The organism is Pelosinus sp. IPA-1, from assembly GCF_030269905.1.
Classification (GTDB): domain Bacteria; phylum Bacillota; class Negativicutes; order DSM-13327; family DSM-13327; genus Pelosinus.
Map to the genome: position 1 here is coordinate 181,680 of NZ_BSVC01000009.1, position 16,611 is coordinate 198,290.

The 16,611-nt window shown below is 38.0% G+C and carries 13 protein-coding genes; 6 read left to right on the plus strand and 7 right to left on the minus strand.

Annotated features, from left to right (window positions below; translation table 11 throughout):
* Positions 1-295: 295 nt before the first annotated feature.
* The 3 genes from QSJ81_RS21090 to QSJ81_RS21100 all read right to left on the minus strand — a co-directional run bounded on the left by QSJ81_RS21090 (position 296) and on the right by QSJ81_RS21100 (position 4,254).
* The gene (locus QSJ81_RS21090; protein ID WP_285719323.1) at positions 296-1,999 is read right to left on the minus strand and encodes a sigma-54 interaction domain-containing protein; all 1,704 of its coding nucleotides are present in this window, start codon (positions 1,997-1,999) and stop codon (positions 296-298) included.
* Between the two features lie 183 nt (positions 2,000-2,182).
* Positions 2,183-3,352 carry a putative heme d1 biosynthesis radical SAM protein NirJ1 gene (gene nirJ1 / locus QSJ81_RS21095; protein WP_285719324.1) on the minus strand — a complete coding sequence of 390 codons (1,170 nt, stop codon included), beginning with the start codon at positions 3,350-3,352 and terminating at the stop codon, positions 2,183-2,185.
* Between the two features lie 149 nt (positions 3,353-3,501).
* The gene (locus QSJ81_RS21100) at positions 3,502-4,254 is read right to left on the minus strand and encodes a YdcF family protein (RefSeq protein ID WP_285719325.1); all 753 of its coding nucleotides are present in this window, start codon (positions 4,252-4,254) and stop codon (positions 3,502-3,504) included.
* Positions 4,255-4,471: 217 nt separating this feature from the next.
* Here QSJ81_RS21100 and QSJ81_RS21105 point away from each other — a divergent pair, with 217 nt between their 5' ends.
* Positions 4,472-5,557: an HD-GYP domain-containing protein gene (locus QSJ81_RS21105; RefSeq protein WP_285719326.1), complete on the plus strand. Its 1,086-nt coding sequence runs from the start codon at positions 4,472-4,474 to the stop codon at positions 5,555-5,557.
* 84 nt (positions 5,558-5,641) lie between these two features.
* Here the strand turns inward: QSJ81_RS21105 and QSJ81_RS21110 are convergent, their stop codons facing one another.
* From QSJ81_RS21110 to QSJ81_RS21125, 4 genes are all read right to left on the minus strand, one after another.
* On the minus strand, positions 5,642-6,319 hold the full coding sequence (locus tag QSJ81_RS21110; RefSeq protein ID WP_285719327.1) for a hypothetical protein: 678 nt from the start codon (positions 6,317-6,319) through the stop codon (positions 5,642-5,644).
* A 378-nt stretch (positions 6,320-6,697) separates the two neighbouring features.
* Complete coding sequence (locus QSJ81_RS21115; protein WP_285719328.1) at positions 6,698-8,503, minus strand: carbon starvation CstA family protein; 1,806 nt, start codon at positions 8,501-8,503, stop codon at positions 6,698-6,700.
* Between the two features lie 234 nt (positions 8,504-8,737).
* Positions 8,738-9,994, minus strand: a complete 1,257-nt coding sequence (locus tag QSJ81_RS21120) for an NAD(P)/FAD-dependent oxidoreductase (protein ID WP_285719329.1) — start codon at positions 9,992-9,994, stop codon at positions 8,738-8,740.
* A 289-nt stretch (positions 9,995-10,283) separates the two neighbouring features.
* A complete protein-coding gene (locus QSJ81_RS21125; RefSeq protein ID WP_285719330.1) occupies positions 10,284-11,675 on the minus strand; it encodes an NAD(P)/FAD-dependent oxidoreductase in 1,392 nt (463 codons plus the stop codon).
* Positions 11,676-12,099: 424 nt separating this feature from the next.
* Here QSJ81_RS21125 and QSJ81_RS21130 point away from each other — a divergent pair, with 424 nt between their 5' ends.
* The 5 genes from QSJ81_RS21130 to QSJ81_RS21150 all read left to right on the plus strand — a co-directional run bounded on the left by QSJ81_RS21130 (position 12,100) and on the right by QSJ81_RS21150 (position 16,599).
* Positions 12,100-13,527 carry an ammonium transporter gene (locus tag QSJ81_RS21130; RefSeq protein ID WP_285719331.1) on the plus strand — a complete coding sequence of 476 codons (1,428 nt, stop codon included), beginning with the start codon at positions 12,100-12,102 and terminating at the stop codon, positions 13,525-13,527.
* Between the two features lie 25 nt (positions 13,528-13,552).
* Positions 13,553-13,924, plus strand: coding sequence for a P-II family nitrogen regulator (locus QSJ81_RS21135; protein WP_038674137.1), 372 nt, complete (start codon positions 13,553-13,555; stop codon positions 13,922-13,924).
* 345 nt (positions 13,925-14,269) lie between these two features.
* Positions 14,270-15,694, plus strand: a complete 1,425-nt coding sequence (locus QSJ81_RS21140) for an ammonium transporter (RefSeq protein ID WP_285719332.1) — start codon at positions 14,270-14,272, stop codon at positions 15,692-15,694.
* Between the two features lie 27 nt (positions 15,695-15,721).
* Positions 15,722-16,099, plus strand: coding sequence for a P-II family nitrogen regulator (locus QSJ81_RS21145; protein ID WP_285719333.1), 378 nt, complete (start codon positions 15,722-15,724; stop codon positions 16,097-16,099).
* A 245-nt stretch (positions 16,100-16,344) separates the two neighbouring features.
* Positions 16,345-16,599 carry a hypothetical protein gene (locus QSJ81_RS21150; RefSeq protein ID WP_285719334.1) on the plus strand — a complete coding sequence of 85 codons (255 nt, stop codon included), beginning with the start codon at positions 16,345-16,347 and terminating at the stop codon, positions 16,597-16,599.
* The last annotated feature ends 12 nt before the right edge of the window (positions 16,600-16,611 follow it).

Here is a 16,611-nt window from a genome sequence, read left to right on the forward strand (position 1 = left end):
GTAACAAATGCCTCCTTTCTCTCTAAGTTAATTTGTTACTAACAGTTACTATTATCAGTTGCAAGTTATATGCCAAGATCTAAGAGAAACTAAAATTGATGCGATTTTTCCTTCCACTAAGCTTGCCGCGCGCTATTTAAGGATTACACCGTATATTTTTTCAACCGATAAATTAGGTACACTTAATTTATCACAAGCATTTTAGGAATTAATTCCCCGTAACGGGGAAATTTGCTCCAATACTAAGTACAGATAAAATCCCTCTAATAAATTTGTTAGAGGGATTTTATCTGTATTATCCATTTTCAATATTCTTATCGATACCATATTTTTGTGCCTTAGCTGCCACCGTTTTATGTGTTATACCAAGGACTTTACCTGCCGCAGTATAACTACCATATTTTTGTAATGCTGCTTTAATAACTTGTTTTTCATATTCTTCTAGAAGGAATATATCTCCTTGTACTAGAGAAGTAAACATTGGCTCTGCTTTATTGTCAAATTTACTTTTTGTATTTTGGAGAATTGTCGGATGTAAATCACTTAATTCAATGTACTGGTTATCTGCTAGAGCAACCACTCTTTCAATTGTATTTTTTAATTCCCTCACATTTCCTGGCCAATCATAGCTTATTAATGCATCCATAGCAGTTTTTTTAATTCCTAATATCCCCTTACCAAAATCTTTATTAAACTTTTTCAGAAAGAAATCTACCAATAAAGGGATATCATCTTTTCTTTCTTTTAAAGGCGGCAGCGATACAGGAATAACATTCAAACGATAATAAAGATCTTCCCTAAAACGTCCTTCCTTTACCATAACCTCTATATCTTGATTCGTAGCAGCTAGAATTCTAACATTAACCATTATCGTTTCTTCTCCACCAACTCGCTCAAAACTACTGGTTTGTAAAATCCTGAGCAATTTCGTCTGCATGCTCATTTCCATCTCACCAATTTCATCTAAAAACAAAGTTCCACCATCTGCCATCTCAAATTTTCCTAGCTTTCGCTTTATTGCTCCTGTAAAAGCACCCTTTTCATGCCCAAATAATTCACTTTCCAATAAAGCCCCTGGAATGGCGGCGCAGTTGATCTTTATGAAAGGCTGTTTTGCTCTTGGGCTAGCTAAATGGATCCCTTCAGCGACCACTTCCTTGCCCGTTCCACTTTTCCCTGTAATTAAAACCGTAGATTGAACTTTAGCTGCTTTAGCTGCCAGTGCTATGGCATTTAAAACCTGTTCATTCATGCCAATAAACTTTTCAAATGCCGAATCCATTTTAATCCTTTTAATAAAATTTTTCTCTGAGGACTGCCCTATATACTGATGGGGATGCCAGTTTGCTTCTTTTTCTTTTGCTAGCTGCTTTTCCATACTTTCCGTTTTCAATTTGAGTATTTTAATTTTTTCTTTTAAGCAATTCACTTCTCGATCATCTTTCATTAAGATAATATATCCTATCTCTACGTCGTCAGCAATAATTGGCCTTATTACATATTGTAAGGGGACTATAGCAGGAGCGATACTCTTTGATAGATCCCGATTCTCCCACACATTAGAAGCCACTTCACTTATGTGTTTTCCTTGTAGCTCTTCGCTGGATCGCTGTACTAAACTTGAAAAAACAGCATTTACAAAAACAATGTGCCCTTTTTGGTTTAACAAACCAACTCCATCCGAAATTAACCCTAAAATACTATTAAACCTTCTACTTAAATCACAAACCTGTTCTTCTTTGTTTTCTAAGAATTTAACCATTTCTTGAACTGCATCACTCGAATAATTTTCCTTGCTGGAAATGAAGACTTCTTCATCTTTCCTTACTTGTAACCCAACAAGTAAACCAAAATCTGTGCTCGCTATGTTTTTATCATCCTTGTAATTTATCGATAATTTTGTTTTATATTTTAGCTGCAGCCGATGTGCTTCCCGTACAACTAGGACAGCAAAATCGGCATTCAATCCATTTGTGTGTCCTATAATTGCCCTTTGCATATAGTTCCTCCCACAAATCATATTCAACACCTACACTCCCATTATATGGGTTTCAATCTACTATAATGTTCTCCATTCTCCTACTTTCTCCTGTCAATTATCTTCTTACTCTCTAGTATTGGATACTATCTAACCGATAAAAAAAAGCTGTCACCCTCAGATGACAGCAAGCCTGGTTATATCCTATTTACTGATTCCGATTTCCTCATCTGTTAAATAACAAGCTGGATCCGACTCCCAAAAGTTACCGGTAGCAGCTTCAGCACGGGCGCGGAAATTACCATTACAAACCCTTAACCACTTACAGATACCGCAACGGCCTTGCAGTAAAGCCTTGCGATCCTTTAAGCCCGCTAATATAGGGTTCGATTCATCCTTCCATATATCTCCAATGGAACGATCACGAACATTACCAAAAGTGTAATTTTGCGTAAATTGATCGGAATGCACATTCCCCAGTGGATCCACATTACCAAAGGCAATACCAGAACGATTGCCACCATTGCGCATCATTAATTCCCATACTTTTTCCGCACGGACAGGATCATTTTTTAATGATTGCAAATACAAGTATACAATATCGGCATGATTATCAACTGTCAGGATTTCACAGGTTTTATTAAGTTCTACTGCCTTATTCATGATGAGATCCATCGCCTGGCGAGACTCTTCATGGGTAACATCATGTTCCATCATTTGCGAAGCTCTACCCGAATACACTAGGTGATAAAAACAGACCCGAGGAATCTTTTCTTCTTTAATAAGCCGAAAAATATTCTCAAGATCATGGAAGTTATAGCGGTTAATGGTAAAACGCAATCCGACGCGCTGCCCAACTTCTAAACAGTTTCGAATACCTTCTAACGCCTTATCAAAAGCTCCTGCCTTGCCACGAAACTTATCATTAGCCTCACCTAATCCGTCAAGACTAATACCAACATAACCTACATTTAATGCTTTAATATCTTTTGCTAACTGTTTATCAATTAAAGTACCATTCGTAGAAAAAGTAACACGTATGTTATGTTTATTCGCATGTTCCACTAATTCAAATACATCAGGGCGGATTAAAGGTTCTCCTCCTGACAATAACAATACCGGCACCTTAAAATCAGCACAATCATCAATGAATTTTTTGGCTTCTTTTGTTGTTAATTCACCTTCATACTTTTTGCCGTCAGAATCAGAGTAGCAGTGTACGCACTTTAAATTACAGGTTCTAGTAATATTCCAAGAAAGTACTGGCCCCATACCATGAGCAGCACCATGGCGTTGTCCATGAACACCTGGAGCATAACGAAGTTTATCCCCAAAATTTTCTGTATCACAAAGCAATTTGCTTACACCTATCATATCTTCACTTCTTTTCTTAAATATTTTTATTATTAAACGATTAATACTATTTTATCATATTTGATCCTTGCATTATTGTAACAGTCTTATATGGCAAATGTCTACACCCAGTATTTTATAAATACTCTAGCACTATATTACAACGGCACTCAGTACCACTTTACAGCTAAAATTCCTACATACTCTTTTAGAGCTAAACTGATATCTAGAAGAGCACTTGCTGAAGGCCATAATTGATGAGGCTGAAATTTCCGTTCTACATTGGTCTGGTAATCTGTTGGATAAGGCGTGACAGCTATATCAACTTTATTAAACTGCAGGACAGACCTTTCCATATGAAAAGCCGATGTCACGAGAATAGGCTGTTTAAAATCATACTGTTTTATTAATTCTTTTGTAAATTTGGCATTCTCCGTTGTATTTAAGCTTTTATTTTCTACAATTATTTTCTCCGCGGGCACCCCAAGCCCGATTAAAATCACTTTAGAAATATCGGCTTCACTACCCGTTGTCTCTAGCACCTTTCCCCCTGACACAATAATGGGAATATGAAGTTTTTGATAGAGCTGCGCGCAAGTTAAAAGACGGTTAGCAGCAAATCCGGATAAATGACCTAAACCATATACATTCGGTGTATCTAGAGTTGCACCGCCCCCCAGCATAATAATCACATCTCCACTTACAATCTGGGGAGGTTGATATGTACTTTCTAAAGAACCGATAATCCGATCACTTACAAAGGGAATAGTACTTAAATAAAATAGGAATGTCAGTAGCACAACCCCTTTTGTAAATACAGATTTTTGACGATATAATAAAAGACAGAATAAACAAAATCCGACAATAAAAATCCCTGGGGGAAACAAAAATGTACTATATAGGAACTTAATAAAATATATCAATTTTCTTTTCCTCCGTATTTCACACAAATTTTACTCTTAATTGCTATTATAACTCTCATTCTGTAACTTGCATAAGAAGAATCATAAAATAAGTTACCTATTCTTCTAAATTACTTTGGTAATTTCAGTTGAACATGTATAATAATACATATACTTTATTTTTAGATTCTACTATTGCATTTTAAATTCCCAAACGATCGCTATAAAATTAGAGGAGTTGATTCTTATCGCTAACAAAATGATTTCCGTAAACGATTTGACACCAGGGTTGATTCTTAGTGATGCCGTCATTACTCCTAACGGAAAAATTCTGTTGGGCAAGGGAAGCACAATAAGCCAGCGGACAATCTCATTATTAAGTATGTGGGACGTAAATTACGTCTTCATTAATATAGAAGATGATCACGATCCGTCAACACAAGAAGCAGCCCAGCCGAAAACACCGCCTTCTTCATTTTTTGTTTCTCCAGAATGTATCCAGTTTTTACAAGAATATGATTCAATTACAACGTCGGCTGAGAATTCTTTTGATTTTGTACGTAGCAAAAATAAGGTACCCGTCTTATCTCTTAAAGATACTTCTTTTGCTATTTATTCTTCAATCCTTACAACAGGACCTGCTCTTATGGATTATTTATTAATCAATGACTTTCAACTGGCTACTAAAATCTCTCACCATACCGTAATGGTATCCTACATTAGTGGCTTAATCGGCCGACAATTGCATTTTAATGAAGAAGAAATGAAAGCATTGACCTTAGCTGGATTGCTTCATGATATTGGCAGAATGGTCGTTAGTACTGATAATCTCCCCGAGCCTCAATCTCATACGATTAATGGCGCAAAGTTACTTAGAAGTGTAAAAGGTATTCCCGATGAAATTATCCTCAGCGTACTACAGCATCACGAATACCTAGATGGAACAGGAGCTCCTATGGGAGTTGACGGTTCCAAGATTCATAAATATGCTAAGATCATTGCCATCGCTAATATTTTTCATAAAAACGCTTATCAGGAAGAATATTGCAATCCATTTACTGCTCTTAACGTCTTATCTCACGAAATGTTTGGCAAGCTAGATCCTTCCATTTGTCAATTATTTACGCAGCAAGTCCGTGATTCCCTTGTTAATTGTAATGTTATCCTTAGTGATAACCGAGAAGCAACTATCATTTTCTTCCCTGCGTCTAACTCTAATATTCCAATTGTACGTACCACTGACGAAAAGCTTATTGATCTTTCCACAGAAAAGAATATTACTATCCTCCGCATGTGCACCCCAGATTATGTACCAATGATCTAAAACAATGTACATAGTAACGCAGAGAAAAACAGGCATTATCACAATGCCTGTTTTTCTCTACCCTCTAGAATTTATCTTCCAACTTTAAGGCAGTACATTCTTAATCATGTTTTTAACATTGTCTGGCATATCAATACTAGTTGTAAAATTTACAAACCCCTTTTGCGGCGCTGCTTCTGTAATGATCATAGCGTCTAGTGGCTTATAACCTAATATATCGACACCACCAAGTGAAGAATTATATAAGGCTTGATGAAAATCAATGGTTACCTCGTTGCCAGTAATTTTCACTGCTAAGCCTTGTCCCGGATTTACATTACCTACTAACTTAGTTACCATAGCCAAGCTTACTTTAGAAAAAATCCAGGATACAATCGGCTTATCAGGCAATTTTTTATCTAAAATTTTCAGCTTCATCACAGAATAGTCCTTATTATGTTCAAACTGTTCCACACGGCATATAAAAATAATGTGCCCTGCTGTTTTTGTTAATGCTGTAATTTTTATTTTTTTATCGTCTAATGATGTAATTGACAATTCCTTGACCTGGCCATTCCCCTCTAACATAGCTGCCAGCGATTGATTTATTACATCATCAGGAACTGCGACCTTTCCCTGCTCTAAGTTGGTAAAAGTCTGTAGATCCCAAGTCTCTTTTAAAACAGAAATTACAGAAGACATATCCGGTATTTTTAGATCGATGCTCCATCCCTTCATATTATCAATTACATTGTTTGAAATGATGGCTGGCATATCTATCATTTTATAACCCCCTATAAACCCCACATGTTTCCAATTCATTATATATAAATCATATCATCTATGCAATCATGATTATAAATAAGAAAAACGCTACGCGTCCTTTTTGAACCACAAAGACACAAAGGTCACAAAGGGGTTCATTCCCATCTTCTTTGTGTGCCGCGATAGCGGCATTGTGTCTTTGTGGTTCAATCTTTTTAACTAGAAACTTATAAATTCTGATACCATAAAAAAAGACTTGGCTTGTGCCAAGTCCCCGGACGCAGGCAGAAGCCTTAGTCGTCCTTCACTTGGAATCAAGAAAGTGTTATACTTTCTGATTCCGTAAAAAGAAGTTCCGACTAGCGGAACTTCTTTTCTTAACCTTCTTTATTGACTCTAACTAAGAATTGTCTTTGTTTTTGCTGATTCGTTGTTATAATCAGGTGGAACCGTTCGCGATAACTTTACCCAGCGAATAATTGAGTCAACAAGAACAACGATTACTAAAACAAACATTACACCACTTACGCCAGCTAGAAGATAATTTTTTGCTGGCAAATATGTATTAAAAATGTTCATATAATCTGCAGTAAATGTGACAGTTGCCAAGAAAATCATTGGCATGATTGTGATCCAGGCATATCGCCCCCGGCCCATACGAAAGAGCATTGTCGTACCAATTGCAAGAGTCAAAGTACCTAATAATTGATTTGAAACACCAAATAAAGGCCAAATCGTGGAAATATTACCTTGTAGTACTAGATAGCCCCAAGCAAAACAAATCAAGGCGCTTGTAAAGATAATTCCAGGCCACCAGTGAGTATTTTTGAGTGGTTTATAGATTACGCCGCCCATTTCTTGTAATAAATAACGACCAACGCGAGTACCGGCATCAATCAGTGTTAGAATAAACAATGCCTCAAACATAATACAAAAGTGATACCAGAAGGACATTAACGATTCCATACCAGGTATTTTCGAGAAAATATGAGCCATGCCAACCGCCAAAGAAACGGCACCACCCGGACGGCCTGTTATATTTTCACCAACCATTTCGGACAAGTGAGGTAATTGATCAACTACTAATCCCAATTTGGCAAAAGCCGCAGGAGTTGAGTTGATTGCAAAATAGTCAGCAGGATTTAAGCTTGTAGCAGCAATCAATGCCATTAAGGCAACAAAGCTTTCTACTAACATAGCACCATAACCGATAGGAAGAATTTCTCGTTCATTTGTCAACATTTTCGGTGTTGTACCAGTACTGATTAAAGAGTGAAACCCAGATAACGCACCACAGGCAATTGTAATAAAAACAAACGGCCAGGCTGGACCGCCAATAACGGGTCCGCCCCCATTGACGAATTGACTAAATGCAGGCATTTGAATTTCAGGTCTAACTACAATAATACCAATTGTCAAAGCTGCGATTGTACCAATTTTCATGTAGGTACTCAGATAGTCTCGAGGCGCTAACAACAACCATACTGGCAATGCAGCTGCAAAAAAGCCATAAAAGGCTAGCATAATAGATAATTGCCTTACATCAAATGTAAAATATGGTGCCAAGGAAGAATGTTGTATCCAAGGACCAACAAAAACAGCTGCCAAAACCAACAAAACACCAATAACGGAAGCTTCTTGAATTTTACCAGGTCGCAGCCAACGTAAATAAATACCAATAAAGATTGCAATAGGAATCGTCGCAGCAACAGTAAATGTACCCCAAGGACTGTTGTACAAGGCATTCGCTACAACTACAGCCATACCAGCAAGAGTAATAATTAGCAGAAATAAGACCGCAATCGAAGTACAAAAACCAGATATATTACTGACTTCTTTTTTTGCGATTTGCGCCACTGATAGGCCATTATGGCGGACTGAGGCAAACAAAATCACCATATCATGGACAGCACCAGCAAAAACTGCCCCAATTAATAACCATAAAGTTCCTGGAAGATACCCAAACTGTGCTGCGATTACCGGACCGACCAAAGGTCCAGCACCGGCTATGGCCGCAAAATGATGACCAAAGGTAACCCACTTGTTTGTCGGAACATAATCCCGACCATCGTCTAGACGTACTGCCGGTGTAGCCCGCTCTGCGTCTAGAGTAAGCACTTTAGCGGCAATGAAAGAACCATAAATGCGATAAGCTAGCGTTAGCCAAAGTGCAGCAATAATGACAAGATAAATACCGTTCACAATAAACCTCCTCCTATTTTTTAAGTTATATATAAAATCGATTCATATATAACTTACCTTAAGTATTACTGTGGAGGAAACCAAAAACCGCTCAGTGGAACAACTTGGATGGTAATTGGAGGAATATGAGGGTTAAGTAGAAACGATATATTCTATATTAAAGCTGCGTGAGATCCAAGGGTGATGAAATAAAAATAGTAACAAACAGTTTTCTCCTGCCCGTTACTATTTATATTATTGCCGGGTAATAATGCGCACTACTCGTTCGTAAACAAGATAGTCCCACATCCATTTTACAAAGACAACTGCCCGATTCCGGAAATCGATTAGGCGTAAGATATGAACAAAAGACCAAATTGCCCAAGCAAAAAAACCATGAGTCTTAAATTTCCCCATATGAACGACAGCAGCATTACGACCAATCGTAGCCATATTCCCCATCTCTTTATAGACAAATTTCTTAAGTTCTTTGCCCCTAATTATGTTTCTTATATTTTTAGCGGTAGCATCTGCTTGCTGCATAGCAACAGGAGCAACCATCGGCAATGGCCGTTCACCTTGCATACAATGTGCTGCATCACCGATAATAAAGACTTCTGGACGAGTAGGTAGCTGCAAGTATTCATTTACAACCGCTCTACGCATACTAGCTTGCTCCACGTCTAGAGTGTCTATTAAATTGTTAGCTTTTACCCCAGCAGCCCAAATCACGGTGTAAGTCGGAATGACTTCGCCGCCTTTAAGGCTCATACGTTGACCATCATACTCTGTCACTTGCACACACATCCGTACTTCTACATGTTTACGGATTAAGGTTTCTACTGTAATATCTCGTAATTCTTCTGGCATAGTTGCTAATAGCTTATCGGAAGCCTCGACTAGCATAATACGTACTTCTTTGAAATTCATATTATGGTATTCCTTAACCATTACATGATAAATCAACTCGGAAAGGGCACCCGCTGACTCTACACCAGTAGGACCGCCACCAACAATAACAAAAGTTAGTAAAGCACGACGTTTATCTGCGTCTCTCTCATGAGCGGCTAATTCAAACATACGTAACACGTGATTACGAATCTCAACGGACTCATCAAGAGTTTTCATACCAAAGCCATTTTTCTCCATGGAAGCCATGCCAAAATAGTTTGTCATACCACCCGCTGCTACCACTAGATAATCATAGCTAATTTGACCTGTGTTCATCGTAACAACTTTAGTTTCAAAATCTACATTTGATACTTCCGCTAAACGAAAATCTACATTCTTTTGGTCCCTAAAAATAGCACGAACGGGATAAGCAATATCATCCACAGATAATCCAGCAGTAGCGACTTGATACAACAGGGGTTGAAATAAATGATAATTATACTTATCAATAAGAGTAATTTTTACATCATTTTTTGCTAAAGCCCTTGCTGTGCGGATTCCCCCAAAACCAGCACCAACAATAACAACATGAGGCTTTTTGGCCACGGTTTCATTTTGCATATATATGCACCTCCATCTTCTTAGTATAACAATAACATATTCATAAATAAGATTCACTAGTACTTACGGTGAATCTTATTGCTATTTTGTCCTTTTTCCTCAGCCATTCTCACTTTTACTCACTTTTTCGCTATAGCAAAAAGCTATGTCGGTTATAGTTTTTTGCAATGAAATCTGTTTATTTTTTCACATGTCAAATAATTTTTATTTATTTATCTATTTTTATAGATATTTATATATAGGGAGGCTTCCTTTGTTTTCTAAAAGAAAGCCCCTCCCTCACTACTTGTTATGACCTTTTTTCCATTCTCTTCTTAATGATTCTAGCTACATATACACCACTGGCACTGGCTTGGGACAGCCCCCTCGTTACGCCAGCTCCGTCTCCAATACCAAACATATTGGGAATCTGTGTTTCTAGCTCTTCTGTCAATTTCAAACGAGAACTATAAAACTTCACTTCTACACCATAGAGTAGTGTATCATCGTTTGCCATACCTGGGGCAATTTTATCTAAGGCATAAATCATTTCAATTAGATTATCCAAATGACGTTTAGGCAGAACTAAGCTTAAATCTCCAGGCGTTGCAGCAAGTGTCGGTTTAGTAAAACTCTGGGCCAGACGATGTTCATTCGTTCTACGCCCCTTTATCAAATCACCAAATCGTTGTACCAATACTCCTCCGCCTAACATATTTGAGAAAGAGGCAATCCGCTTACCGTATTGATGAGGTTCATTAAAAGGTTCAGTAAAACGATTACTTACTAATAATGCAAAATTAGTATTTTTACTATGCAATTTTTCGTCCCGATAACTATGTCCATTCACAGTAATGATACCATCTGTATTTTCCGCTACCACATAACCTTTGGGATTCATACAGAAAGTACGTACTAAATCCCCATATTGTTTCGTTCGATATACTAATTTGGCTTCATACACCTCATCAGTAACATGTTGAAATACTTCTGCTGGAATTTCAACTCTCACTCCAACATCTACTTGATTGCTAGAAATTGTCATCCCCATATCCTTACACTTTTTAGAAAACCATTCTGAACCGGCACGACCAGGAGCCGCGATCAGATAATCACATTCAATGGCCTCATCACTATCTTGTAGGCTAAGGATAAACTTTTCCCCCTGCTGCTTAAACTCATCTACATGTTTATTAAACAATATGGTAATTTTATCCTTCAGGATTTCATTAATGCATTTTAGGATTTGCAAATTATTTTCTGTGCCTAAATGTCGAACTTTTGCTTGCAAAAGGTGTAAATCATGAGCGATGGCTTTTTTACGAATGGTACTATTTTTAGTTGTAAAAAATTCTGCTGGTGCTCCATATTGCAAATTAATAGAATCTACATAATCAATTAGTTCTTCCACTTGGGCATCCGAAATATATTCATTAAGCCAGCCTCCAAATTCACTGGTAAAGTTATATTTCCCATCAGAAAAAGCACCTGCCCCACCAAATCCTCTCATTATATTACAAGGTTTACAACCGATACAATGGGTCACCTTTTTCTCGGAAATAGGGCACTTTCTTTGGTGAATATCGTGACCTTCCTCAATCATAACTACACGAATTGAAGGATTATTACTTACTAACTCATAGGCTGCAAAAATTGCCGAAGGCCCTCCACCAATAATAGCTACATCATATTTATTGTTCATTATTGACTCCTTCATATTATTATATTTAACTAGAATACATACATAAAACTTGCTTTAAATTTTGCTTACAGAACTCTTCTTACCAATTTTATTGCTCGGAATCCAACAAACATTATAACTCATTTTTTCCGAATTTTATATATAAATGTTTAGTTTTTGTTCGGATTTTTTTATTTTCTTTTGTTTGTGCCCTTTAATACTTTTATTATCTTTTTCTATTGACACAGTCTCTACGTACTGTTATAATTCAGTTAATAAATTTTATATTAATAGGCAATGATGCCTTCGCAATTTATTTTGCGGAGGTTTTTCTGTCTATTAGGACAAAGGCGTCCTAAAGGTATTATTACCTTTAGGCGCTTTTTTTCTTTCCATTTGGAAATATAAAACAAATTATCTATAACAAAAATGGGAGGATTTTAACATGAAAAAGCTATTTACTATTATGAGTACTGCTGTTCTTATGATGTTACTTAGTGTCGTAACAGTATTCGCTGAAGCAACAGAAACAGTTGCCGAAGTCGCTAAAATTGACACAGGTGATACTACTTTCGTTTTACTAAGTGCGGCCCTAGTTATGATCATGACACCTGGTTTAGCCTTATTTTACGGTGGTATGGTCAGAACCAAAAACGTACTCAGCACTCTTATGCAAAGTTTCTTTATTATTGGACTTATTTCTGTACAATGGGTACTTTGGGGTTATACACTTTCCTTTGGACCTGATATTAATCACTTTATTGGTAGCTTTGCTTGGTTTGGTTTAAACGACGTAGGCCAAACAGCAAATGCGGATTACGCAGCTACCATCCCTCATTTAGCCTTCATGATCTTTCAGCTCATGTTTGCCGTTATCACACCAGCTTTAATTACTGGCGCCTTCGCAGAACGTATGAGATTCTCAGCTTTTGCTGTATTCATTCTTCTTTGGGCCACCTTTGTTTATGATCCTCTAGCTCACTGGGTGTGGGGCGTAGGTGGTTGGATGCGTGAAATGGGAGTTCTAGATTTTGCTGGCGGTACTGTAGTTCATATTTCTTCAGGCATCTCTGGTTTGGTAGTTGCTTTATTTATTGGCAAACGCAAAGGATACGGCACGGAAATTATGTTGCCACATCATCTGCCAATGACTCTTATCGGTGCTTCTCTTCTTTGGTTTGGCTGGTTCGGTTTTAATGCAGGCAGTGCATTATCCGCCAACGGTCTTGCCGCTAGTGCTTTTGTTGTTACTCATGTTGCAGCAGCTGCAGCCACGATTTCTTGGGTTTTAACAGAATGGAAAGTCAATGGTAAACCAACAATCTTAGGTGCAGCTAGCGGTTGTGTTGCAGGTCTTGTCGCCATAACTCCTGCTGCAGGTTTTGTTAGTACAGTACCTGCCATTATTATTGGTTTAGCGGGTGGCGCCATCTGTTTCAGCGCCGTTAGTATAGTAAAAGCAAAACTTGGTTATGATGATGCACTTGATGCTTTTGGTGTTCATGGTCTTGGCGGTACTTGGGGCGCCATAGCTACTGGCTTATTTGCTTCTAAGGAAATAAACCCAGCAGGTGCTGATGGATTATTCTTCGGTAACCCAGATTTGGTTGTTACTCAATTAATTGGTGTGGCTGTTACTTGGGTTTTTGCAGCTGTTATGACCTTACTTCTTTTAAAAGTAATTAGTATCTTTATGCAAGTTCGTTCTGATGAAACTCATGAAGATATCGGCCTTGATATCGCCGAACATGGCGAACGTGGTTATACCTATCAAGATTTAACCGCTGGTTCTTCTTTAGCCTTCTCTCTTGCTGCTGATCAATCAAAAGAATCACTAGTAAGCCCTATTCTACAAGCGTCACATTCTAAATAATCAATGGGAAAGGTGGTAAAGTGACATGCAGAAAATAACCAAAATTGATGTTGTGACCCGTCCTGGAAAGCTTGAAGAGTTGAAAGAAGCTTTAGCAGCCATTGGCGTTACAGGTATGACAGTCAGCCAAGTGTTTGGTTGTGGATTACAAAAAGGCCATACGGAAGTGTATCGCGGCAAAGAATATAATATTAATCTTTTAGCTGGTATCAAAGTTGAAATAGTCGTATGCGAAGTACCTGTAACAACAGTAGTAGAAACAATCAAAAAAGTATGTCGTACAGGAAAAATCGGGGATGGCAAAATCTTTGTTTATCCAATCGAAAATGCCGTTCGAATTCGCACTGGCGAAGAAGGGGATATTGCGATCATCGATCCCCAAGAGATTAAATCATAACATTCTTTTACTAGCACTTTCTATTATAACGATAATCCTCCTTTTGAACCTGACAGTTTTAGCTGTCAGGTTCTTTTTTACGTCAAAAATTAGATTCTCTCTATTAGGATTGCATTAACTTTACAATATATTCTATCTTCACCCAATTGACACGCTTTTAAAATCCTGCTATATTCTACTTATAACTTTTATAGTAAACAGGTAGACAATATTTTGCGCATACCGCAGAATATTGTACACTTGTCAAGGACAAAGATGTCCTAAGGAATATTCCTTAGGACATCTTTGTCCTTTTTCATTTAATTTTCTCTTTATGTTACTACTATAAACTAGGAGGAATATGGCATGAAACAGCTAATTATTAGAATAGGTACCTATATTCTCTTTATGATGTTTACTACAACAACGGCCTTCGCAGAAGCCTCGGTATCTAATGAATTTCCCAAAATCGACACGGGTGACACTGCTTTTTTATTAACATGCGCTGCACTCGTTATGCTGATGACGCCTGGCCTAGCATTATTTTATGGCGGTATGGTGAGGGCTAAAAATGTATTGAGTATCATCATGCAAAGTTTTTTTCTAATTGGCCTAATTTCAGTTCAATGGATATTATTTGGTTATACCTTAGCCTTTGGCCCTGATATAAACCACTTAATTGGAAGTTTTTCCTGGCTAGGTCTCGCTACTGTCGGACAAGTGCCGAATACGGATTATGCAGCAACGGTTCCACATATGGCTTTTATGATTTTCCAGGCTATGTTTGCTATTATTACTCCAGCTGTAATCAGTGGTGCCTTTGCCGAAAGGATGAAATTCCCCGCTTTTATTCTTTTCACGCTCCTGTGGGCCACCTTTGTTTACGATCCTTTTGCTCATTGGGTATGGGGCACAGGTGGCTGGCTACGAGAAATGGGGCTGCTAGATTTCGCCGGTGGTACGGTGATCGAAATCTTATCAGGTATATCTGGACTTATCATTGCGATCTTTATCGGAAAACGTAAGGATTATAATACCGAGGTTATTCTCCCCCACCATCTTCCAATGACCGTTCTCGGCGCCTCTTTACTATGGTTTGGTTGGTTAGGTTTTAATGCAGGCAGTGCCTTTGGCGCCAATGGTTTGGCTGTACATGCTTTTGTTACTACCCATGCTGCAGGTGCAGCGGCCACCTTGACTTGGGTAATGACCGAATGGCTATATCATGGTAAACCAACTGTTTTAGGTGCCGTCAGTGGTGGCATCGCTGGATTAGTATCTATTACACCTGCAGCAGGGTTTGTCGATGTCCTGCCCGCCGCTTTTATTGGAGGTATATCAGGCGTTTTATGTTTCTTATCTGTTAGCCGCTTAAAAGCAAAATTCAGTTACGACGACTCTCTTGACGTTTTTGGCGTCCATGGCATCGGCGGCATTTGGGGAACTTTTGCTACTGGCTTATTTGCATCGAAAGCGATAAACCCAGCAGGAGCAGACGGCTTCTTTTTTGGCAACCCTCATCAATTAACGATACAATTAATTGGCATTGGAGCCAGCGTACTCTTCGCAGCAGCCGGAACCTATATGATCCTCAAAATCATCAGCGCTCTTGCTCCTATACGTGTTGATGCCGATCAAGAATCGGTAGGGCTTGATCTTACAGAACATGGTGAACGAGGCTACATCTATCAAGATCTAACAGCCGGATCTCCTCTTGCTTTCTCTGGCAATGAAGACCCTGCGCGAGAAATGACAAACCTAAATTGGGGAATTTGGCCACCAAAACCATAATTTATTATAAAAAGGTGGTAATAATAAATGAAAATGACCAAAATTGACATAGTAACTCGTCCCGGTAAATTGGAAGAATTAAAAGAGGCGTTAAATACGATTGGCGTTACCGGTATGACTGTAAGTCAAGTCTTTGGCTGTGGTTTACAGAAAGGCCATACAGAGATATATCGAGGTAAGGAGTATAACATTAACCTTTTAGCTGGCATCAAAATAGAAATCGTAGTATGTGAGGTCCCTGTCGAAAAGGTAATCGCAACAGTAAAAAGGGTGTGTTCTACGGGTAAAATCGGAGATGGAAAGATCTTTATTTATCCTATTGAAAATGCTATTCGAATTCGTACTGGTGAAGAAGGAGCTATTGCAATCCTAGATCCAAAAGATATAAGAAAAGACTTGGTTTAGGCCAAGTTCTCAAACGTAGGCAGAAGCCTTAGTCGTTCTTACTTGGAATCAAGAAAGTGTTATACTTTCTGATTCCGTAAAAAATATTTGACGTGGCGAGAGTTTACTATCGCTATATCTTTATTTCCTTTTAGATTCGAATAATTATTGACGTTGGAGCATAAAAAATGTACAATGAATCGACAAAAATACTAACTTTCAGCTAATATACATGATTAAGACTTGATAAAGACAGGGTGGATCACATGAAAGAAGAAACATTAAACAAATTACTGACAACAATGGAGAACATTGACCGGCGTCTACACAATCTAGAAGAACTCACTTCCGGGGAACTAAAGAAGATACACGCAACCATCGATCATCTTGCTACGGACAATCAAGATGACCTAATTATTACCCTACAACATATTGATGCAAAAGTAACTGCTATATTGGAAACACAAAAACTTAATTTTGAAATTCTAAAAGTCTTTTCTGGTGATCCAATACAGCACTAACAATCTAATATA